19 protein-coding genes are annotated in these 19,713 nt (G+C 64.3%); 11 read left to right on the top strand and 8 right to left on the bottom strand.

The window, feature by feature from the left end; all coding sequences use genetic code 11:
• Positions 1-70: 70 nt before the first annotated feature.
• From mauD to HLH29_RS00830, 3 genes are read right to left on the bottom strand one after another with little or no spacing between them, the layout of a single operon-like run.
• On the bottom strand, positions 71-664 hold the full coding sequence (gene mauD, locus HLH29_RS00840) for a methylamine dehydrogenase accessory protein MauD (protein ID WP_182964110.1): 594 nt from the start codon (positions 662-664) through the stop codon (positions 71-73).
• Between the two features lie 25 nt (positions 665-689).
• Positions 690-1,220: a MauE/DoxX family redox-associated membrane protein gene (locus HLH29_RS00835; RefSeq protein WP_182964109.1), complete on the bottom strand. Its 531-nt coding sequence runs from the start codon at positions 1,218-1,220 to the stop codon at positions 690-692.
• On the bottom strand, positions 1,220-2,368 hold the full coding sequence (locus HLH29_RS00830; RefSeq protein ID WP_182964108.1) for an amine dehydrogenase large subunit: 1,149 nt from the start codon (positions 2,366-2,368) through the stop codon (positions 1,220-1,222). The genes HLH29_RS00835 and HLH29_RS00830 overlap by 1 nt, the downstream gene beginning before the upstream one ends.
• A gap of 156 nt (positions 2,369-2,524) precedes the next feature.
• Here HLH29_RS00830 and HLH29_RS00825 point away from each other — a divergent pair, with 156 nt between their 5' ends.
• Positions 2,525-3,445 carry a helix-turn-helix domain-containing protein gene (locus HLH29_RS00825; protein WP_182964107.1) on the top strand — a complete coding sequence of 307 codons (921 nt, stop codon included), beginning with the start codon at positions 2,525-2,527 and terminating at the stop codon, positions 3,443-3,445.
• 304 nt (positions 3,446-3,749) lie between these two features.
• On the opposite strand, the gene HLH29_RS00820 is transcribed toward HLH29_RS00825, so the two are convergent.
• The 4 genes from HLH29_RS00820 to HLH29_RS00805 form a co-directional block, all read right to left on the bottom strand.
• Positions 3,750-4,508, bottom strand: coding sequence for a glyoxalase superfamily protein (locus tag HLH29_RS00820; RefSeq protein WP_182964106.1), 759 nt, complete (start codon positions 4,506-4,508; stop codon positions 3,750-3,752).
• Between the two features lie 188 nt (positions 4,509-4,696).
• A complete protein-coding gene (locus HLH29_RS00815) occupies positions 4,697-6,349 on the bottom strand; it encodes a S10 family peptidase (protein WP_182964105.1) in 1,653 nt (550 codons plus the stop codon).
• A gap of 16 nt (positions 6,350-6,365) precedes the next feature.
• Complete coding sequence (locus HLH29_RS00810; RefSeq protein WP_182964215.1) at positions 6,366-7,280, bottom strand: MBL fold metallo-hydrolase; 915 nt, start codon at positions 7,278-7,280, stop codon at positions 6,366-6,368.
• Complete coding sequence (locus tag HLH29_RS00805; RefSeq protein WP_182964104.1) at positions 7,277-10,090, bottom strand: phosphoenolpyruvate carboxylase; 2,814 nt, start codon at positions 10,088-10,090, stop codon at positions 7,277-7,279. The genes HLH29_RS00810 and HLH29_RS00805 overlap by 4 nt, the downstream gene beginning before the upstream one ends.
• Before the next feature lie 184 nt (positions 10,091-10,274).
• Between HLH29_RS00805 and HLH29_RS00800 the strand changes: the two genes are divergently transcribed.
• The 9 genes from HLH29_RS00800 to HLH29_RS00760 all read left to right on the top strand — a co-directional run bounded on the left by HLH29_RS00800 (position 10,275) and on the right by HLH29_RS00760 (position 18,388).
• A complete protein-coding gene (locus HLH29_RS00800) occupies positions 10,275-11,588 on the top strand; it encodes a DUF445 domain-containing protein (RefSeq protein ID WP_182964103.1) in 1,314 nt (437 codons plus the stop codon).
• Positions 11,589-11,736: 148 nt separating this feature from the next.
• Positions 11,737-12,207: an SUF system Fe-S cluster assembly regulator gene (locus HLH29_RS00795; protein ID WP_182964102.1), complete on the top strand. Its 471-nt coding sequence runs from the start codon at positions 11,737-11,739 to the stop codon at positions 12,205-12,207.
• Between the two features lie 14 nt (positions 12,208-12,221).
• On the top strand, positions 12,222-13,712 hold the full coding sequence (gene sufB, locus HLH29_RS00790) for a Fe-S cluster assembly protein SufB (protein WP_182964101.1): 1,491 nt from the start codon (positions 12,222-12,224) through the stop codon (positions 13,710-13,712).
• Positions 13,713-13,727: 15 nt separating this feature from the next.
• Complete coding sequence (gene sufC / locus HLH29_RS00785) at positions 13,728-14,501, top strand: Fe-S cluster assembly ATPase SufC (RefSeq protein WP_456305424.1); 774 nt, start codon at positions 13,728-13,730, stop codon at positions 14,499-14,501.
• Positions 14,498-15,763, top strand: coding sequence for a Fe-S cluster assembly protein SufD (sufD, locus tag HLH29_RS00780; RefSeq protein ID WP_182964099.1), 1,266 nt, complete (start codon positions 14,498-14,500; stop codon positions 15,761-15,763). The genes sufC and sufD overlap by 4 nt, the downstream gene beginning before the upstream one ends.
• Before the next feature lies 1 nt (position 15,764).
• Positions 15,765-17,015, top strand: coding sequence for a cysteine desulfurase (locus HLH29_RS00775; protein ID WP_182964098.1), 1,251 nt, complete (start codon positions 15,765-15,767; stop codon positions 17,013-17,015).
• Positions 17,016-17,036: 21 nt separating this feature from the next.
• Positions 17,037-17,492, top strand: a complete 456-nt coding sequence (gene sufU / locus HLH29_RS00770; protein ID WP_182964097.1) for a Fe-S cluster assembly sulfur transfer protein SufU — start codon at positions 17,037-17,039, stop codon at positions 17,490-17,492.
• 28 nt (positions 17,493-17,520) lie between these two features.
• Positions 17,521-17,958 carry an SUF system Fe-S cluster assembly protein gene (locus HLH29_RS00765; protein WP_408871931.1) on the top strand — a complete coding sequence of 146 codons (438 nt, stop codon included), beginning with the start codon at positions 17,521-17,523 and terminating at the stop codon, positions 17,956-17,958.
• 46 nt (positions 17,959-18,004) lie between these two features.
• Positions 18,005-18,388, top strand: a complete 384-nt coding sequence (locus HLH29_RS00760) for a HesB/IscA family protein (RefSeq protein ID WP_182964095.1) — start codon at positions 18,005-18,007, stop codon at positions 18,386-18,388.
• 39 nt (positions 18,389-18,427) lie between these two features.
• Here the strand turns inward: HLH29_RS00760 and HLH29_RS00755 are convergent, their stop codons facing one another.
• The gene (locus HLH29_RS00755) at positions 18,428-19,231 is read right to left on the bottom strand and encodes a helix-turn-helix domain-containing protein (RefSeq protein ID WP_338030144.1); all 804 of its coding nucleotides are present in this window, start codon (positions 19,229-19,231) and stop codon (positions 18,428-18,430) included.
• A 47-nt stretch (positions 19,232-19,278) separates the two neighbouring features.
• Here HLH29_RS00755 and HLH29_RS00750 point away from each other — a divergent pair, with 47 nt between their 5' ends.
• On the top strand, positions 19,279-19,710 hold the full coding sequence (locus HLH29_RS00750) for an SRPBCC family protein (RefSeq protein ID WP_182964093.1): 432 nt from the start codon (positions 19,279-19,281) through the stop codon (positions 19,708-19,710).
• The last annotated feature ends 3 nt before the right edge of the window (positions 19,711-19,713 follow it).

Genomic DNA, 19,713 nt, shown 5'->3' with positions numbered 1-19,713 from the left:
CCGGGGAGGCTCCTTTCATGTTTCAAGTGATGGACTGTGACAGGGTGCGCGGTGCGGAAATCGATCGTTGCTACGCCGCCGGCTGAGCGTCGAGATAGGATTGGATGGAGCCGAATTTCATCTCGAATGCGTTGAACAGACTATCAAACTGTTCGCGGCTATTGATCAGCCCCTTGGCACGGATCATGCCGTCCTGGTCGAGAAGGACCGCGTAAGGAAGGCGGGCGACACGATAGGCGATTCCAAGTTCGGCCGAGACTACGTAGGGGTAGCTTCCCAGGCCCGCTCTCTCGATGAAGCGCTCGTGCTGCGCTGTCTCTCCGTCGCTGGCCAGTACCACGTCCAGCCAACTGTCTTCAGCCTTCCGGATCGAATGTACGATAGGAAGCAACTTCTTGCAGACGGGGCAGGTCGGAGAAAGAAAGAACACCATGGTCGAGCGCTTCGTTCCCGGGCCGATGACGGTCGTGCCGCCGGTCAGGCTGGGAAGGCTGAACGCCGGTGTTCGTTGGCCGACAGCAGGACCTGAATCGTTAACCAATGCACCCATGGGAGAGATCCGTTCGAACAGGATACCTACCTGGCGACCGAGCGCGAGCAAACAGAGAGAGAGCGCTACGAGCAGGAGAACGATTACAGTCAAGATGAAAATGATAAGTTTCATGTAAGGTCCTCACGAAGCCGGCGTCCTATTGCGTAAGACGAACCAACGATGAATTGGCGAGAATTTGCTCGCTAAGCAGAAAGACGATCCAAAACAAAAAGCCGCAGAGGACAGCGATCTCGGTGCTGAAAGCGTCAAGACCGCGCGATGGATACATCGCGACGGCACAAATCAGTGCCAGAAGGATACAATTGCGAATAACCAACGACCACGATAAATGTTGAACGGCGCCACCGCATCCGCATTCTATATCGGTATGTCCACGAACAATATTGATGGCCATGCCAGCGGAGTAGGTAACCAGCAGTCCGGCCGCCAGAACGAGCCCAAAAATCTGACTGATTGGGAGCAACTGAAGTAGAACGACCAGTATTTCCGCCGCTACGAGACCACCACAGACGAAGGACAAAAAACGTCCTGTAATGAGCCTGTAGTCAGCGACATAGCCAGTGAATACAGTGAAGCTGAACAGCTTGTGGCCGCTCGCGCGCAGGAAGACGAGCAGGATAAAGACAACAAGCGAGAGTGACAGGCACGAAGGGACGTTGGCTTGCATTACAGGTTGCCCATGATCATCGTGGCAAAGCCGAAATCTGTATGCTGTGTCGTCTTTTTCAGGGAGAATCCGTGATTTCTATCCACGGCATATTCCTCAAGAAAATTCTTTTTCATATTCAGGCCATAAAGGGATGGTTTTTCTCCCGTGCTGACGGCGATCGTTGAGATGTCGTTTACCGGGGAGCGGGAGAGCAGCGTCCCACGCGCAAGATCGTAGGCCCAGATCTGCTTGCCGCCACGATGGTGGGTGCCCTCATGATGATTGGGATACATTGTGACGAACAGAACATTGTTGGCATCATTGTAACTGAGGACGCCGTAACCCGAAGTGCCCCAGTTCCCGGAAACGCCCCGAGTGAGACTGGTGACATTGACTTTCCTGATCACGCCGCTCTTGTCTGACAGCCGATACACGTTGGCATTATAGGAGATGAACAACAGATCATCGCCTGCGCGAGCCGATGCCAGATAAATCGGATCATTGTCGACGTCGAAGATCTTTTCGCTCTTCCGAGATGTGAAGGTGGTACCGTCCGCCCCCATCGAGAACGTCATGAAGCTGCCGTCAGTACAGATAGTGGAAAAACTGTGCCCCTCGGTAGCCGGGTAGATGCCGTAGCAGCCCGGCTGCGGGATTTCCTGGGAAACCTTGGCGCTTTCAAGATTGACTACGGTAACGGATGTCGCCGGAGTCGCGTTCTGGACATAGATGAATTTTTCATCCGCACTCAGGCGTAACTGCGAGGCATCCGGGGTGTATTGTGTGACCTTGAACGGAAGGCGAATTTCCTTCCTTACCGTATTGGTGGGCACGTCAAAGACCTGAAGAATGTCTTCACCGGTTCCATAGGTGATGCGGCTGAAGAAACTGGACGCCATATAGGCGGTATTCCCATCGCGCGAGAGCGTGGACAGCCCCCAGGCGCCGCCACTGACGCTTCCTTTCAGGGTCAGGTCCTGCGCGGAATAGATGTAGAGTGTGCTGCTCGCCATCCCCATCTGGTTTACGAGGACATTGGGACCCGGCGATATCCTCGTCTTGACCGTGACGGTCTCGGGCACGAATGCCGCTTCATCAGCATGGACGGCAATGGGAAACAGGGTCAAGAGAATCAGCCACGAACCGGCAGTGATCATTTTAGCCATCAAAATCTCTCTCCCCGACAGCGTTTCTTTGTGGGTAGCAGGTCGATGGGAGGTGCAATATCCAGTTTTGCAAATTTTATTGCACAAACATTGTGCATTCGATATGTTGCTTATATGCAATGATGGCGAGGTACGAAATTGCCACAGGATTTCAGGATGCAAAGGTTTTCCGACGCGTCCGAACAGGAATCAGCCCTGCCAGACTGGGAACAGCGCTACATGCAACTGGGGAGAGGCGCGTTCGAGGGTTCGGTCAAAATCGCGTCTTTTGGAAATGTTTCAATTATCGAGGAGAAAATAAAAGTCGCTGTTGGTCAGACCACCAGTCCTCCACCGAATAATATTGCCATCGTGCTGCCGATTCATGCCAGCGGCAGTGGCCTGATTAACGGTGAGCGGCGCCGCGATAAGGCGTTCGTGCACCTCGGAGGGCATGAAATCACCGTGACCGGAAAGGAGAACTGTCATGCCTATTACATCTTGATCGAACAGATGGCATTGCCGGAGTTTGACCCGCGAAAAATCAGTGGAGTCGTGCCAGTACCTGCTTATCCGGAAATGCAATACATGGCGAGCTGGCTCGCATCGCTGATATCAACCGCGTCGGATATGGTGCAACGCTTTCCAGGACGACCTGAAGGGGTTATTCCCGGCCTCGTGGCCGACCGCGTTTCAGAGATCGTGTCATATATCGGTAACAGTAATGGCGCGGACCCGCACCCCCTGCGTGGGAAGCTTGCATATAGCGTCTTCTCCCGGGCTCGCCACGTCATCAACGACTCTGACGAAACGTTCCTATCTGTCGCTTCTATTGCGCAACAAATTGGTATTCCGGCCTATATCCTCCGATCTGCCTTCTTGCAGGTGACCGGCATGACACCACGCGTATGGCTGCGCCAACGTGCACTGGACCGGGCTAGGCGGGCCATGCTGGCGCCCGACCTGGCGCGGAGGGGCGTATCCCATATTGCTATGGAATGCGGGTTCTTCCATCTCGGGCGCTTTGCAGCCTATTATGCCGAGACATTCGGGGAACCTCCGGCCAAGACGATCCGTAAAGTCTTGGAGGGGGCGTGACCGAACTGCGCTGGTGACCTGCCCTTCGCGCAACTGGCCCGGGCTTCGGCCGGGGCGCAGACCATCTGCATCGCCAGCCTGGTCGACAATCCGACACAGATCCTGCGCTACGAAACCAGGCGGCGCAGCCACTGGCTGCATGAAAAGCATGAAATCCCGCGTGGCCTGGGCAATGCCGGATTTACATGATGGCTGCAATGGCCGTTAACTGAGAGCGCATTTGCAAAATTGCCCTGTCGGCGATCCACCGCGCGTTTGCGGTCATGTGCCCTTCGACCTCCGAAGCCGCATGATCGGCGAGAGGCTAGGCGAGGTGGGAAAAATCGAGGTTTCGCGGCCCACCTTCGGCCACGCGGCGTTTGCGGCGCTGACCCTGGTACAGTTGTCGCGTGGTGGAAACGGCTTCTTCCATGTCGACCGTTTCGAGGCGGACATCCCGCACCTGGACCGTTCCCATGCCGGTCAGCAGGAAGCCGTAATGGAGACTGTCGGCATCGTCGGGGATCTGGAAGACGATGTGGCGTGGCGTCCAGTCCGATGTGCCCGTCAGGGCGGCGTCATTCTGCCGGTTCGTCAGATTGTCGAAGAGGATCGTGGTCGGTTTGTCATCGTCGACCCGCATCCAGATCGTGGCCTGGCCGGTGACGTCGCGGGTTTTCAGTCGGGCCGAGAAACGCAGCCGCTGCCCGATGAACGGGTGGGCATCGACCGCCTGCATCAAGGTGGCGAAACCCTTTTCGATCCGCGCCGCATCGGGGTCGTCGGGGGTGAACAGGCAGGTGATGCCGGCCGTGCGCGTCGGAGCGTCGCCGTGATCCGGTTCCACGCCGATCCGGTAGTTTTCCGGGGCGGTGCCGGCGGCGAACCATCCAGTCGGCAGCCGGGCGGGTGCGGCCTGCTGTTCGGCGGCGGCGATCCGGGCGGCCAGGACGTTCCAGTTCCTGAAACCGAATTGTCGTGCCACGATCTCCAGGCTTTCGGAGTGACCGATTATCGTGCCCCGTTCCGCGAGATCCGCGCGGAGGGTCGATGCCATGAGTTTGGCGTGTCTGAAGGTACGCATGCCCAACCTCGTCTGTCAGGGCGAACCGTCGGGATCAGGGCCTGCATTGCTGACGGGCTCGCCCGGGACAGGAGGGGGCGGAGCGAAGACGTGTTCACCGTGGCCGGTGGGGCCGCAGGCGGCGGGTCGCGTCGAACCGGCCACGAATTTACGACATGGCCGGCAGGCGTCAATGAAAATCGTCCGCTTTACGGTGCGCTGGCTACGGCCGCCGGCTGGTTGTCGGTGCGGCGGATGAAGTCGGCGATGTTGTCGTGCAGTTCGGTCAGGGCCGGGATATTGGCATAGACCATGTGGCCTGACCGGTACTGGCGGAATTCGATATTCTTCTGCAAGGCGGCCGGGATCGGCAGGTGGCGCATTTCGTAGATCCCCTCGTAATACGGGGTCGCCAGGTCGAAATAGCCGGCGTTGAGCATGATCTTCAGCGTCGGGTTGGTCTTCATCGCCTGGGCGAGGTCGGGCATCACGTTGGCAGGGCCGTCGGATTCCGTCGCGTCGGGACCGCCGGCGGCGTGGTGGAAGTTCCAGTGCTGGATGTCGATTTCCGGACGGTAGGTCAGGCCGTCGCCGTAATTCAGCGTCTTGCGCACATAGTCGTTGAACAGCGACACATAGGCCGAGCTGATGGCGGTCGATTGCGGGTCGTATCCGGCTTCCTCGCTCAGCGGGTCCAGCGCGGGGCCGGAGAAGCGGGTATCCAGCCGGCCGGTCGTCATGCCGTCATCCGATTGCAGGGTCTTGGAGAATTCGCCGCCGTCGATGCGCAGGTCGGCGCGGCGGACATAATCCGCGGGCAGGCCGGTATAGGCATGCAGGCGCTCGACGATCCTTGCCCGGTCGGCGTCGGGCAGTCCTGCGCCCTGCTGCAGGGCTGCCAGGTAGTCGGTGCTGGCGAAATGCTCGACCTCGGCCAGGAAGGTCTTGAGGTCCGCGGGCTGCTGCGGCAGCTTGTGATGATACCATGCCGTCGCGGCATAGGTCGGCAGGGCCAGCACGAACGGTTCGTCCATGCCCGGATTCAGCGCCGGTTCGTCCACGCTGTTGTCGTAGCTGAGGATCTGCGACAGCAGGATCACGCCGTTGAAATCGATGTTTTCCTGATTTTGCAGATCGTTGACCAGGACGGCCGAGCGCATGGTGCCGTAGCTTTCGCCGAACAGGTATTTCGGCGAGTTGTAGCGGCCATATTTCGCCAGGAACTGGGTGACGAAGCTGGTAAAGGCCTGGCCGTCGGCATCCACGCCCCAGAACAGCTTTTCCTTGTCCTTGCCGTTGATGCGGCCGAAGCCGGTGCCCGGCGCGTCGACGAACACCAGGTCGGTGACGTCCAGCAGGCTCTGCGGGTTGTCGATCAGCCGGTAGGGGCTGGCGGGGGTGTGGGTGTCGTCGTTCGTCACCACCCGGCGCGGGCCGAAGGCGCCCATATGCAGCCACACCGAGGACGAGCCCGGTCCGCCATTATAGATGAAGGTGACGGGGCGGGATTCCGCCCGGCTGTCCTTGCGGAAATAGGCGACATAGAACATCGACGCCGTGGCGTCGGGATTGCCGTCGATGGCATGGGCGTCGCTGCCCGGGGTCTGGTGCTGAACGGTTTCGTCGGAATCGTCCCATCCATGGGGATGGACCACCAATGTGCCGGCCACCGCCTGGTAGGCGATGGATTTGCCGTCGATCGTGATCGTGCCGCTGCTGGTCCGTTCGATGGGCTGTGCAGGGTGGGCGGCGTGCGTGGTGTCGGCATGGGCCGTGTCGGGATGGTCGATGGCGGCGCGGGCCGGCGACAGGCCCAGGCAGATGAGCGACGCGGACAGCAGCAGGGACAGGCGTGTGGTCAACGGTTCCTCCGGTTCGTCAGGGGCACGGGCGGCCCGGGACCTGGGAAGGCGGGGACTCTCCGTGGGCGGTGGTGGCGCGCCAGCCATCGCGATCGTGAATGGCGCGACCGTCATCACGTAATTTTTCCAGGTGCGCCAGCAGATTCAGTTCCGCCGCCCGGCGCAGCGTGGGCGGTATGGCGCGGTAGACGCGCCGCATCATCTCATCGAGCGTCGCGGGACCCTGATGCAGGGCGGCGAGGATTCTTTCCTCGCGCGACAGGCGATGCGCGATCAGGGCCCGGATGCAGGATTCGGGGGTCGGGATCGGCGGCCCGTGGGCCGGCAGCAGCAGGGACGGTGCCAGGGCGCCGATGCGGGCCAGGCCGTCGAGGAACTGGCGCACCGATCCATCGGGTGCGGGTGGGACCATGGTCGTCGACCAGCCCATGATGTGATCGCCGGTGAAGAGGATGCCGTCCGCCGTCAGGAAGCACAGATGGTCGGTCGCATGGCCCGGTGTGTGCAGGACCGTCAGCCCCGCCACGACCGACCCGTCATCGAGCGCGATGTCGGGGGTGAAGGAGGGAACCGCGCTGTGGCGGAAGCCGCAGACCGGCGCGCCCGCCATCTGGCCCAGCGGACGGGCGCCGGTCAGATGGTCGCGATGGGTGTGGGTCAGCAGGATATGGGTGATCCGCCCGCCAGCCGCCGCGAGGAGGGCTTCGAGATGGGCAGGATGGTCCGAGCCCGGGTCGATGATGGCCGTGCCGCCGGGGTGATCGACCAGCCAGCTATTGGTGCCATGCCCGGTCATGGGGCCGGGATTGGGGGCGACGACGCGCCGCAGCCCCGGCAGGTGCGCCGCCGCCTTCAGGGGGCGGCCTGTGGGCGGCGGCGGTTCGCGGACCTGCCAGGAGGGGCGTGAGCGGGAGGCGAGCGAAATACTCAGCCGAAGGCTCCGACATGATGCATAACCGCGACGCTGGTTTCGCGCAGCAGATTGAACAGGCGCAGCATGGGCGCGAAGATTTCGGCATGTTCGCGGACATAGGCCCCTTCGGAGCGGGGGCTGTGTTCCTCGTGATAATCCAGTTCCAGCCCGCTGCGCGTGACCGAGGGGAAGACGTGGTCCAACTCACGCAGGGCGGCGGGGATTTCCAGGCACAGCACGCGCGTCGTCAATGCTTCCCGCGAGAAGGCGTTGCGCGGCGAGAAATAGGGGATGCGTGTCGACAGCAGCCAGAGCTGCTCGATCATGGCGATGCGGATGGCGTGCAGCAGCTTTTCTTCGGTGCCCATGGTGGGGGCCTGTGCCCAGGCGCGACGCAGGGCCAGGTGGTCGGACTGGATGCGGCGGAACATGGCCTGGGTGCTGGCCCAGAAATTCAGCCGCTCCAGCCCCTGCATGAGGGCCAGATAGGCGTCGCGCCGGGCCGGGTCGGTCTCGGCCGTTGCGCGGTTCAGCCACATATCCGGGTCCAGCATGTAGATCACGGCGCGCAGCACCATGTCGTCGGAATGGGACAGGGCGTGGGCCGCGAAATCCAGCGCGCGGCGAAAGCGCGGGCTGCGGCCGAGGAATTCCTCGAACGTTTCGGGATGGCGGGCGGAGGCGGTGCCCAGCCCCTGGATGGTGTTGGCGCACCAGCCGAGCTGCTGGAGGATCGCGTTGTTGGGGATGGCGCGCAACTGGCTGGGATGGCTGATGCGGGTGGTGGCGGCGCCGGCATCGCTCTGCCGGGCCGAGGGGCGGGACCCGGTCTTGTCGATCAGGGACGGGCCGAAGGCGCCCAGCAGGGCGGCGTAGCCCGGGTCCTCGACCAGGGCCGCCATGCCCGCGCCGATGGTCGAGAAGAAATCGGCGGAAAAATCGGGCTCGTCATAGACCGGGTCGCGGTCCCGGGGGGCATGGGCGAAGGCATGTTCCGCGATGATGCTGACGGTGGCGTCGGCCAGTGCGCTTGTGCCGAACAGCAGGTAGCCGTCGCCGCCCTGGAAGGCGGTTTCCTCGCGGATATGCAGGCCGGCATCGGCGAAGATGGCGCGTGCCTGCGGCGGCGACAGATAGTCGAGCCGGTCGGTCAGGCGGAACGGGTGGGCGCCGCGGCCGATGCTCTCGCCATGGGTGTCGAACAGGATGACCTCGACATCCGTGAGGTCCCAGCGTCGCAGCAGGTCGCAGATCTTCAGCCGCAGGCGCTCGATCAGGTAGGTGGCGGCGAGCTGCCCGACATAGCGGCCGGAATCCGAATAGCCGAATTGCAGGCTCATCCGCCCGGTGCGGCGCAGATAGTCGCGCCAGTGGGGCGAGCGCAGGGCCTCTTCGACGATATGGGCGCCGTTTTCCAGTGCCTCCTGCGTTTCGAACAGCGGCGAGATTTCGACATGATCGGCGATGCCGAAGGTGCGGGCCAGCCAGAGGGCGGCCAGCAGCGTGTAGCCGCTCTCGGTCTCGGCGATCAGGAAGCGGACCGGGCTCTCATGGTCGATATGGCGGACGATCTGGCGCACCGTCATCATCAGGCGGGCGGCGGTGGCCTGCTCGACCAGCAGCGATCCGAAATCGATCTCGACCGGCTGGGCTTCTTCCAGCGCGTCGTTGATGTGCGTCAGCAGCGCGCGGCGCTGTGACGGGTTTTCCGGGTTGTCCTCGATCCCCAGCCGTTGGCGGGCGACATTGTGGATCTGGGTCGAATTCAGCCGCACATGGGTGTGGGCGGCGCCCATGCCATGGGCCAGCAATCCGGCCCGGGCGACGGACAGGGCCATCCGGTCGTCGGGCGGAGCGGAGTCGATGGCCTCCTGGAACAAGGCGGCCAGATGGCTGGCTGCCGGGATCGCCTCGTCACTGCGGCCGATCAGCACGGCGGCGAAGGCGGCCACGGCTTCGGGTTGCACACTGATGCCGACCGGGCAGGCTTCGATCTGCGCGGTCACGGCGTCCAGCGCGCGTTCGACCCGCGCATGCAGATCCTGGGCCGGCGGCAGCAGGGGGGCGATCTGCGCGTGCAGCCGTTCCAGTTGCAGCTTCTTCATGCGCAGCCGCAGGCGGATCGTGTCCCACCAGCCGATATCGGTGCGCCCGTCCGTGTCGTAGCCGACCCAACTGGTCAGGATCACCGGGCGGGGGCTGAGGACCGACCATTCATGCGGCCAGCGGGCGCGGGCCTCGGCCAGCAGGGCGCCGGTAAGCCGGTCCACCGCGTCGCGGCCGCGCAGGATCGCGGCCGAGGCGAGGGCGAATTCCTCCTCCAGGGTCGGCGGGGCGGCGCGGCGGTGGGTTTCAAGCTCCGGCAGGGCGGCGGGGGGCGTGGCGTCGGAAGAGGCCATCGTCGCCAGCAGGTCGTAGACCGGATTGGCCAGGGCGAAGGTCGGGTGGGCGGTGAAGACGGCCGCGAAGCGGCAGCGTTCCACGGTCTTGCGGAAGGCGCCGAAGGTGGGCGGGGTGCCGTCCGGCCCCGGTGCGCCGGCGACCGTGCGGGCGACGTCGCGCAGGCGGGTCGCGATCCGCGAATCGTCGGTGCCGTCGACATAGCTGCCCAGGCGTGCGGCCCGGCTGCGAAAGGCGTCGTCGCGCAGATGACGCACCACGCCGTCGAGCATGTCGGTGGTCAGCGTGCCGGCGGTCAGGCGCCGGCCGATTCGGCGGGCCAGCGTGATGATGGGATTGCCCGCGGACAGGTCTTCGGCCCCCGTGACCGATTGCCGTGCGAGGTCGAGCAGCATTTCCGCCGCATCGCTGATGGAGGTGTCGGTCATTGCTGGCCTGTCTTTTCCGTAGTCATCCGTGCATCACGCCCCGGCAGCGTTTCATGTTCGCGTTCCCATCGCAATGTCTCGCGGGGCGGATCACGCCGAATTTCGGTCGGCGTGCCGCAGGCGGGACAGCGGATCGCGCGGGCGGCGCTTGGGTCGGCGCGTGCGGAGTGGTATCGAGCGGGGGATGAAGACGAGCCCCGATGCGGAAAATGCCAGGTTCGACGCGGATCGGGCCGCCTGGCGGACATTGCGCCGATATCGCCGCGCGGCCGGTGGCCTGCTGGCCGGCATGGGGGCGGTGACCGTGGCGGCCTACGCCGCGCCGGCCGCCGGCCTGGTGGCCGATGCGCTGTGGCTCGACGTGCTGCGGGCGGGCGCCAAGGCGGGGGTGGTGGGCGGACTGGCGGACTGGTTCGCGGTGACCGCCCTGTTCCGGCGGCCGATGGGCCTGCCGATTCCCCATACCGCCATCCTGCCCGCGCAGAAGGCGCGCCTGGGCGAGGCGCTGGGCCGCTTCGTGGCGACGCATGTCTTTACCGAGGCCGATGTGGCCGCGGCACTTGAGCGGATCGACCTGCCGGGAATCGTGGCCGGGCTGCTGGACGACCCGGCGACCGCCCACACCGTGTGCCGCACGCTGGCCGGCGCCGCGCCCGCGGTGATGGCGCGCCTGGAGGACGGGCGGGCCGGGTCGGCCGTGGCGCGGATGCTGCCGCTGATCCTGGGGGGCGAGGAGGTGGCGCCGGTGGTGGCGCGGACCCTGCGGGCCCTGGTGGAGGGGAACCGGCATCAGGAAGTCCTGTCGTTTCTGCTGGCGCGGATGAAGGATGGGCTGAAGGCCAAGGAAGATTCGCTGCGCGCCATGATCGAGGACCGCGTGCGCGAGCAGGGCGGGCGGATTCTGGGCTGGGCCATCGGGGGATCGATCGCGACCAAGGTGCTGATCGCGGTCAATCAGGAACTGGACCGGATCGATCCGCAGAATTCGGAGCTGCGCGAGGGATTCACGACCTGGGTGCGGGGCGAGATCGACCGGATCGAGACCGACCCCGAGCGGCGCCGCGAGATCACGGGGGCGATCGCGGGCGTGATGACCCATGACAGCATCCGCGACTGGGGCGGGGATGTCTGGCGCCGGATGCGGCAGATGATCGAGGCCGACATGGCCTGTCCCGACGGCTGGGCTGCGTCGATCGTGCGGGACACGCTGCAGCGGCTGGCGGACCAGATGCGCACCGACCAGGCCCTGCGTGAGCGCGTGGTCGGGTGGGCGCGGCGCATGATCCTGGGCAGCCTGCCCTTCGTGCGCGAGCGTCTGTCGCGCTTCATTGCCGGAGTGGTGGCGGGCTGGGATACCGACATGCTGGTCTCGCGGCTGGAATTGCGGGTGGGCAAGGACCTGCAGTTCGTGCGGCTGAACGGCACGCTGGTCGGTTTTCTGGCCGGGGCGGTGCTGTCGCTGGCGCTGCACCTGGTTTTCGGAGCGCAGGTGGGATGAACGGCCGGTGCCATGCGGCCGCGACGGCCCGGCGTGCGTGGTTTGCACTTGACGCTGGCGCCGTGGGGCATCATCTGGATCATAAATCAGTACTGAATTGGTCCGCTATGGGGCGGGCCGCAATCCAGGGACGAAAAGGAGGGTGCGGGTGCTGAGACTGTCGAAGCTGACCGACTATGCCGTCGTTGCCCTGGTGCGTCTGGCGCAGCAGGACGAGGTGATGACGTCGCCGGCGCTGTCGCAGGCCACGGGCATTCCCGAACCCACCGTGGCCAAGGTGCTGAAGATCCTGGCGGCCGACGAACTGGTGATTTCCCTGCGCGGCGCGCGTGGGGGATACCGTCTGGCGCTGCCGCTGAACGCAATTTCGGTGGCGCGGGTCATTACCGCCGTGGACGGGCCGATCTCGCTGACGGCGTGCGTCGATGGCGGGGAGTGCGATGCACGCACGCTGTGCGGCCTGTGCGGGCAATGGGATGCGGTCAATGACGCGATCCGCGGGGCCTTGTCCTCGATCACGCTGGCCGACATGCAGACCCGCGGGCAGGCCGCGCGGGGACCGGGGGCTGCGTGTGCGGCCCATGACATATCCGCTGCCGGCCCGGCCGTCGCAGTCTGAGGGAGCAGGAAGACATGCCAGCGATTGCCGAAACCCGCGATGCGGTCGAGAGCCTGGGCCAGTCCACCTATAAATGGGGCTTCGAGACCGAGATCGAGATGGACATGGCCCCCAAGGGCCTGACCGAGGATACGATCCGCCTGATCTCGCACCGCAAGCAGGAGCCGGAATGGCTGCTGGAATGGCGGCTGAAGGCGTTCCAGGCCTGGCAGGCCATGACCGAGCCGACATGGGCCAAGGTCAGCCATCCGCCGATCGATTTCCAGGACGCGCATTACTATGCCGCGCCGAAGAAGAAGGCGGGCCCGAAATCGCTGGAAGAGGTCGATCCGGAACTGCTGCGCACCTACGAGAAGCTGGGCATTCCGCTGCATGAACAGGCGCTGCTGGCTGGCGTCGAGCTGCCCGAAGGAGAGGTTGCGCGGCCGCCGGTCGCGGTGGATGCGGTGTTCGACAGCGTGTCGGTGGTGACCACCTTCCGCGAGACGCTGGCCAAGGCGGGCGTGATCTTCTGTCCGATTTCCGAGGCGGTGCGCGAGCATCCCGAACTGGTGCGCCGTTATCTGGGCAGCGTGGTGCCGGTAGCCGATAATTTCTATGCGGCGCTGAATTCGGCCGTCTTCACCGACGGGTCGTTTGTGTATGTGCCCAAGGGCGTGCGCTGCCCGATGGAGCTGTCGACCTATTTCCGCATCAATGCGCGCAATACCGGACAGTTCGAGCGCACGCTGATCGTGGTCGAGGACGGGGCGTCGGTCTCGTACCTGGAAGGCTGCACCGCGCCGATGCGCGACGAGAACCAGTTGCATGCGGCGGTGGTCGAACTGGTGGCGATGGACGATGCGTCGATCAAATACTCGACGGTGCAGAACTGGTATCCGGGCGACGAGCACGGGCGCGGCGGGATCTATAATTTCGTGACCAAGCGCGGCGCGTGCCGGGGCGACCGGTCCAAGATCTCGTGGACGCAGGTTGAGACCGGGTCGGCCATTACCTGGAAATATCCGTCCTGCATCCTGCAGGGCGACGGCGCGGTGGGCGAGTTCTATTCGGTCGCGGTGACCAACAACCACCAGCAGGCCGATACCGGGACCAAGATGATCCATCTGGGGCGCAATACGCGCTCGACGATCATCGCCAAGACCATCAGCGCCGGCCATTCCGACAGCACCTATCGCGGGCTGGTGCGGATGATGCCCAAGGCGGCCGGCGCGCGGAACTTTACCCAGTGCGACAGCCTGCTGATCGGCGACCAGTGCGGTGCGCATACCGTGCCCTATATCGAAAGCCGCAACCTGTCGGCCAAGATCGAGCATGAGGCGACGACCTCGAAGATTTCGGAAGACCAGCTGTTCTATTGCCGCCAGCGCGGCCTGTCCGAGGAAGATGCGGTCGGGCTGATCGTGAACGGCTTCTGCAAGGACGTGCTGAAGGAACTGCCGATGGAATTCGCGGTCGAGGCCCAGAAATTGCTGCAGATCAGCCTTGAAGGCAGCGTCGGCTGAACGGAGATGAGTGACGTGAGCAACGAGTTTTTGCGGATTGCCGGCCTGTGCGCCAAGATTTCGGATAACGGCGCGGACAAGGAAATCCTGCGCGGCGTCGATCTGGAGATCCCGGCCGGCGAGGTCCATGCCATCATGGGCCCGAACGGGTCGGGCAAGTCCACGCTCTCCTATGTGCTGGCCGGGCGCGAGGATTATGAGGTGACGGCGGGCAGCGCGACCTTCAAGGGTCAGGACCTGCTGGCGCTGGAGCCGGAAGAGCGCGCGGCGCTGGGCCTGTTCCTGGCCTTTCAGGCGCCGGTCGAACTGCCGGGCGTCAATAATGCGAATTTCCTGCGTACGGCCGTGAACGCGGTGCGCCGCGCCCGCGGGCAGGACGAACTGGACGCGGTGGCCTTCCTGAAGGCGGTGCGGCAGGAGACGAAGCATCTGTCGATGTCCGACGACATGCTGAAGCGCAATGTGAATGTCGGCTTTTCGGGCGGTGAGAAGAAGCGCAACGAAGTGCTGCAGATGCGCATGCTGAACCCCTCCTTCGCCATTCTGGACGAGACCGACAGCGGGCTGGACATCGATGCGCTGCGCATCGTGGCCGAGGGCGTGAATTCGCTGCGCGCGCCGGATTTCTCGGCGCTGGTCATTACCCATCATCAGCGGCTGCTGGATTACATCGTGCCGGACCGCATCCATGTGATGGCGCGCGGGCGCATCATCCATAGCGGCGGGCCGGAACTGGCCAAGCAGCTCGAGGCCCAGGGCTATGCCCGTTTCCTGGCGGAGGCCGCGTGAACGCGATCGCTCCCGCCGGCGTCAGCGCCGCCGCGTTCCTGAACCGCTACACGGGCGGGGACGGGAACGCCACGCGCGTGCAGGCGGCCGACCTGCTGCGCCGGGCCGGCCTGCCGCGCACGGGTGTCGAGGCGTGGAAATATACCTCGCTGCGGACGCTGGCGGATATTCCCTTTGCCGGGGCGTCGGCGCAGGCGGACGGGGTGGTGGTCGATGCGCTGCTGGCCGATACCGTGCGGGCTTATGATCCGGATGCCGATCTGCCGCGTGCTGTCATGGTCAATGGGCGTTTTGCGCCGGACCTGTCGCGCCTGCCGGACGGGGTGTCGGTCACGCGGTTTGCTGCCGGCGCGGACCTGACGGCGCATGACGATGTTGCCAGCGCGCTGAATGCCCTGTTGGCTGAAGACGGGCTGGCGCTGACGGTGGCACCTGGCGTCGATGCCGGGCGGATGATGCTGCTGTCGGTCGTGGTTGCGCCCGATGGCGTGGCGCTGTCGGTTCATCCAAGGCATCGCATCGTGCTGGGGGCCGGGGCGCGGCTGTCGGTGCTGGATCTGTCGGTCGGGCGCGGCGACTATCTGAACAATCCGGTGCTGGATGTTGCGGTTGCCGAGGGCGGGCATCTGATCCACGCCAAGCTGCAGACCGAGGACCCGGCTGCCCGGCATCTGGCGGTGGTCCATGCCGAGGTCGGGGGCGATGCGTCCTATGACAGTTTCACCCTGACGCTGGGCGCGGCCCTGGCGCGACACGAGGTTCATGCGCGGCTGAATGCCGAGGGTGGCATCGTGCATGTCAACGGTGCGCAGTTGCTGGACGGGCGGCAGATTGCCGACCTGACCAGCGTGATCACGCATGCCGCGCCGTCGTGCAATTCGCGCCAGACGGTGAAGAACGTGCTGGCGGGCCATGCCAGGGGCGTCTTCCAGGGGAAGATCCTGGTGGAGCGTGTTGCGCAGAAGACCGACGGCTACCAGATGAACCAGGCCCTGCTGCTGTCGGACCATGCCGAGATCGATGCGAAGCCGGAACTGGAAATCTATGCCGACGACGTGCGGTGCAGCCATGGCGCGACCGTGGGGGCACTGGATGCCGACCAGCTGTTCTATCTGCGCAGCCGTGGCGTGGCGGGGGAAGAGGCCCGGGCCATTCTGGTCAAGGCGTTCCTGCACGACGCGGTCGAACTGATGGGGGACGAGGCCCTGCGGGCGGTGTTGAACCGCGCGGTCGAGACCTGGTGGACCCGAAAGGACGCGTAACATGGATGTCTCGCCTTCCGTGATGACCGACCCGATCGACGCGCTGCGCGACCGGCGTGCCGACTTCCCGATCCTGGGCGAGACGGTGCATGGGCGCCCGCTGGTCTTTCTGGACAGTGCCGCCTCGGCGCAGAAGCCGGTTCAGGTGATCGATGCGATGGCCGACACCATGCGCACGCAATACGCCAACATCCATCGCGGGCTGCACTGGATGAGCGAGCGCACCACCGATGCCTATGAGGCGGTGCGTGACCAGGTGGCCGGGCTGATCGGTGCTACGGCGCGGGAAGAGGTGATCTTTACCCGCAACAGCACCGAGGCGATCAATCTGGTCGCGCATTCCTTCGGCAGCCTGATGCGGCCGGGGCAGGCGGTGGTGATTTCGGAGATGGAGCACCATGCCAATCTGGTGCCGTGGCAGATGCTGCGGGACCGGACGGGTATAGAGCTGCGCGTGGCGCCGATTACCGATGAGGGCGACATTGCACTGGACGCGCTGGAGCGGCTGGTGGCGGACGGCAAGGTGGCGCTGGTGGCCGTTACCCACATGTCGAACGTGCTGGGCACCGTGACGCCGGCGCGGCGGATTGCCGATATCGCCCATGCGGCCGGGGCGCGCGTGCTGTTCGACGGCAGCCAGTTCGTCGTGCATCGGCGGGTCGATGTGCAGGCGATCGACGCCGATTTCTACACCTTCACCGGCCACAAGCTGTATGGTCCCACCGGGATCGGCGTGCTGTGGGGACGGCGCGAACTGCTGGAGGCGATGCCGCCGTTCTTGGGTGGTGGGGACATGATTTCCTCGGTCAGTTTCGAGCGCTCCACCTGGGCTACCGTGCCGCATAAATTCGAGGCCGGCACGCCGGCGATCATCGAGACGATCGGGCTGGGGGCGGCCATCAGCTATATCGAAGCGATCGGGTACGATGCGATTGCGGCGCATGAGACGGCGCTGGTGGATTATGCGCTGCAGCGCCTGGCCGAGGTGCCGGGCCTGCGCGTCGTGGGGGCGCCTGCGGAGCGTGGGGGCGTGATTTCGTTCACGATGGACGATGTGCATCCGCATGACATCGCAACCCTGCTGGACCGCAACGGGATCGCGGTGCGGGCCGGCCATCATTGCGCGGAGCCGCTGATGCGGCGCCTGGGCCTGTCCGCCACCGCCCGTGCCAGCTTTGCGCTCTACACGACGCGCGAGGAGGTGGATGCGCTGGCATCGACGCTGACGCAGATCCGCGGCTTCTTCGTCTGAGACGGGAGCGGGCGCGGGCCGATGGATCAGGACGGGCTTTATCAGCGGCAGGTGATCGAACGGGCGCGTGCGCCCGTCCATGCCGGCCCGCTGGAAGGCGCGACCGGCCGGGGCGAGGGCACGAACCCGATGTGCGGCGACCGGGTGCGGATCGGGGTCTGGCTGGATGCGGACGGGCGGATCGGGACGGTTCGTCACCAGACGCGAGGATGTGCGATCTGCCTGGCCTCGGCCGACATGATGGCCGGGCTGGTGGCGGGGCAGGACAGGATCGGGGCCGCGACCATGGGGCGGGATTTTACCGCCCTGCTGCAAAGCGGGCAGGACGGCGATTCCTGTCCGGAATTGAGGGTCTTCGCGCCCCTGCACCGGCACCGGTCGCGCATCCGCTGCGCGACCCTGGCATGGTCGGCGCTGGAGGCGGCATTGATCGAGGCGCCTGCGGGAACGCCGGTGGGTGAGACGAGGGACGGATGAGGCGGGAATGATGGTTCAGACCGACAGGATGGCCGCGATGGAAGAGACCGGAAACGGGGCGGAGGGGCATGCCTTCTCGTTCGACGCGCCTGCGGCTGGGGACAGCCCTGCGGTGGCAGGTTGGACGCCTGACGGCGAGCCGGCGGCGGACGGTGCGGCGGCGGTGCCCGACGAGGAGGCCGTGATCGCGGCCATCGCCTCGGTCTACGATCCGGAAATTCCGGTGAATATCTATGAGTTGGGCCTGATCTACGCCATCGACCTGCATCGTGACGGCACGGTGCGCATTGAAATGACGCTGACGGCCCCCAACTGTCCCAGCGCGCAGGAACTGCCGGCTCAGGTGCAGGAAGCGGTTCGCGCCGTCCCTGGCGTGACCGAGGCGACGGTCGAGATCGTCTGGGACCCGCCATGGGATATGTCGCGCATGAGCGACGATGCCCGTCTGAGCCTGAACATGTTCTGACACGTCGCGGCGGGATGCCATGCCCGCCGGGATTGGGAGATTGCCAATGACTGTTTCCAGCAATGCGACGACCGCATCGTCCGCTCCGACCCGGCGGGCGCTGCCGCCCCTGATGGCGCTGTCCGACCGCGCGGCCGATCGGCTGCGGGCGCTGTATGCCACGGCCCATGCCGGGCAGTTGCTGCGGATTGCGGTCTCGACCAAGGGGTGTTCCGGCCACGCCTACGATATGAGCTTTGTCGAGGCGGCCGGGCCGGGCGATGAGGTCGTGACCGACAAGGGCGTGACCGTGCTGGTCGACCGCAAGGCGACGCTGTTCCTGATCGGCACGACGATGGATTATGAGGTCAAGCAACTCGAATCCGGCTTCACCTTCAATAATCCGAACGAGAAGGGGCGGTGTGGCTGCGGCGAGAGCTTTCACGTCTGACGTGTGAGGCCGCGTTTTTCTGCCGGATTGTGACGTGCGTTATTTTATGCCTTTTGTTCTGTTCAGAAAACAACGGGGCGAGAGACCGACGACGGATTTGAAATCACGCGTAAAATGCGCCTGGTCGAAATAGCCGAGTTCCGCCGCGATCGAGGCGATCGTGCCAGCACCCTTCGCCAGGCATTCCGACGCTTCCTGAAGCCGAAAGCGCCGCAGGACCCATTTGGGACTGACCCCCAGATAGTCGCGGAAAAGTCGTTGCAGCGCGCGCTCGGTCCATCCTGATTTCAGGACCAGGTCGGCCACCGAGCGCATGTCCGGATTGGTGCGAACGTCTTCGACCAGATCGCGGATCTGGAGGGCGCGCCGGTCGACGGGCCTTGCGACCAGACGCAAGACCATTTCCGCGAGACGCGCTTTTTCCTGTATCGACGGAGCGTGGAGCAATTGGGAGATGAGTGCGCGATCCCAGACGGCAAGATCCAGCGGGAGGGTTCTATCCGTCAGCTTGCAGGCGGACGTGCTGTCGCATTGGCGGAACATGGCGGGACGGAATTTGATTCCGAAGACTTCTCCGTCTCCTTCAAGTCTTCGTGTGAATTTTTTCCGTACGATTCCCACGATTTCGGCGTGCTGTTTCTCGAACACGATATGAACGGAGGGATAGGACAGCACCTCTGATGACTGTCCCTGTTCGGTCGACCATTGTACCCACCAGAAATGCTCGATCATCGGGGACAGGTCGTCTGGCGGCGAAATTCTGCCGGTCCTGACGCTCGCAGGAATGGACAGGACGGCACGATCCAGCGAAGGGGGCGATTCCGTCGGGTTTTTACAAGCCATGGCTCGGTGCCGAACTTATCCTTGCGTCTCGTTTCGAGGATAGCGCGATGTATGAAAAATCCGCCAACATTCTGATTGATGCACCTATTGCCATGGTCTGGGATGCCCTGACCAGTCCGCCCTTGATTGAACGTTATTTCTTCGGGACGAAGCTGACGACGGATTGGCAGATCGGCGCGTCGATGATTTTCCGGGGGGAGTATCAAGGCAAACACTATGAGGATCGCGGTACGGTGCTGGCTTTCGAGCCCCGAGCCGGTCTGTCCTACAGCTATTGGTCGAGCTTTTCGGGCACCGAGGATTTGCCCGAGGCGCGTCTGGTCATTCGATATCGCCTGGGCGACGAGAATGGACGGGTGAACATCACGGTGACGACGTCCAATTGCGCGACCGAAGAGCAGGCGGACCATGCGGCGCAAAACTGGGATATCGTCCTGCACGGTCTGAAAACAATGGTGGAAAGCGGAGAGGGAGGCTGAACC

This window comes from Gluconacetobacter tumulicola (assembly GCF_014174215.1).
GTDB classification, from domain to species: domain Bacteria; phylum Pseudomonadota; class Alphaproteobacteria; order Acetobacterales; family Acetobacteraceae; genus Gluconacetobacter; species Gluconacetobacter tumulicola.
The sequence above is the reverse complement of the archived record's forward strand: the minus strand, read 5'-3'. Positions and strand labels throughout refer to the sequence as shown.

Excerpts from the sequence above, each read along its gene's own strand:
- mauD (WP_182964110.1), bottom strand. The coding sequence starts at position 664 with ATGAAACTTATCATTTTCATCTTGACTGTAATCGTTCTCCTGCTCGTA.
- HLH29_RS00835 (WP_182964109.1), bottom strand. The coding sequence starts at position 1,220 with ATGCAAGCCAACGTCCCTTCGTGCCTGTCACTCTCGCTTGTTGTCTTT.
- HLH29_RS00830 (WP_182964108.1), bottom strand. The coding sequence starts at position 2,368 with ATGGCTAAAATGATCACTGCCGGTTCGTGGCTGATTCTCTTGACCCTG.
- HLH29_RS00825 (WP_182964107.1), top strand. The coding sequence starts at position 2,525 with ATGCAAAGGTTTTCCGACGCGTCCGAACAGGAATCAGCCCTGCCAGAC.
- HLH29_RS00820 (WP_182964106.1), bottom strand. The coding sequence starts at position 4,508 with ATGCGTACCTTCAGACACGCCAAACTCATGGCATCGACCCTCCGCGCG.
- HLH29_RS00805 (WP_182964104.1), bottom strand. The coding sequence starts at position 10,090 with ATGACCGACACCTCCATCAGCGATGCGGCGGAAATGCTGCTCGACCTC.
- HLH29_RS00800 (WP_182964103.1), top strand. The coding sequence starts at position 10,275 with ATGAAGACGAGCCCCGATGCGGAAAATGCCAGGTTCGACGCGGATCGG.
- sufB (WP_182964101.1), top strand. The coding sequence starts at position 12,222 with ATGCCAGCGATTGCCGAAACCCGCGATGCGGTCGAGAGCCTGGGCCAG.
- HLH29_RS00775 (WP_182964098.1), top strand. The coding sequence starts at position 15,765 with ATGGATGTCTCGCCTTCCGTGATGACCGACCCGATCGACGCGCTGCGC.
- sufU (WP_182964097.1), top strand. The coding sequence starts at position 17,037 with ATGGATCAGGACGGGCTTTATCAGCGGCAGGTGATCGAACGGGCGCGT.
- HLH29_RS00765 (WP_408871931.1), top strand. The coding sequence starts at position 17,521 with ATGGCCGCGATGGAAGAGACCGGAAACGGGGCGGAGGGGCATGCCTTC.
- HLH29_RS00760 (WP_182964095.1), top strand. The coding sequence starts at position 18,005 with ATGACTGTTTCCAGCAATGCGACGACCGCATCGTCCGCTCCGACCCGG.
- HLH29_RS00755 (WP_338030144.1), bottom strand. The coding sequence starts at position 19,231 with ATGGCTTGTAAAAACCCGACGGAATCGCCCCCTTCGCTGGATCGTGCC.
- HLH29_RS00750 (WP_182964093.1), top strand. The coding sequence starts at position 19,279 with ATGTATGAAAAATCCGCCAACATTCTGATTGATGCACCTATTGCCATG.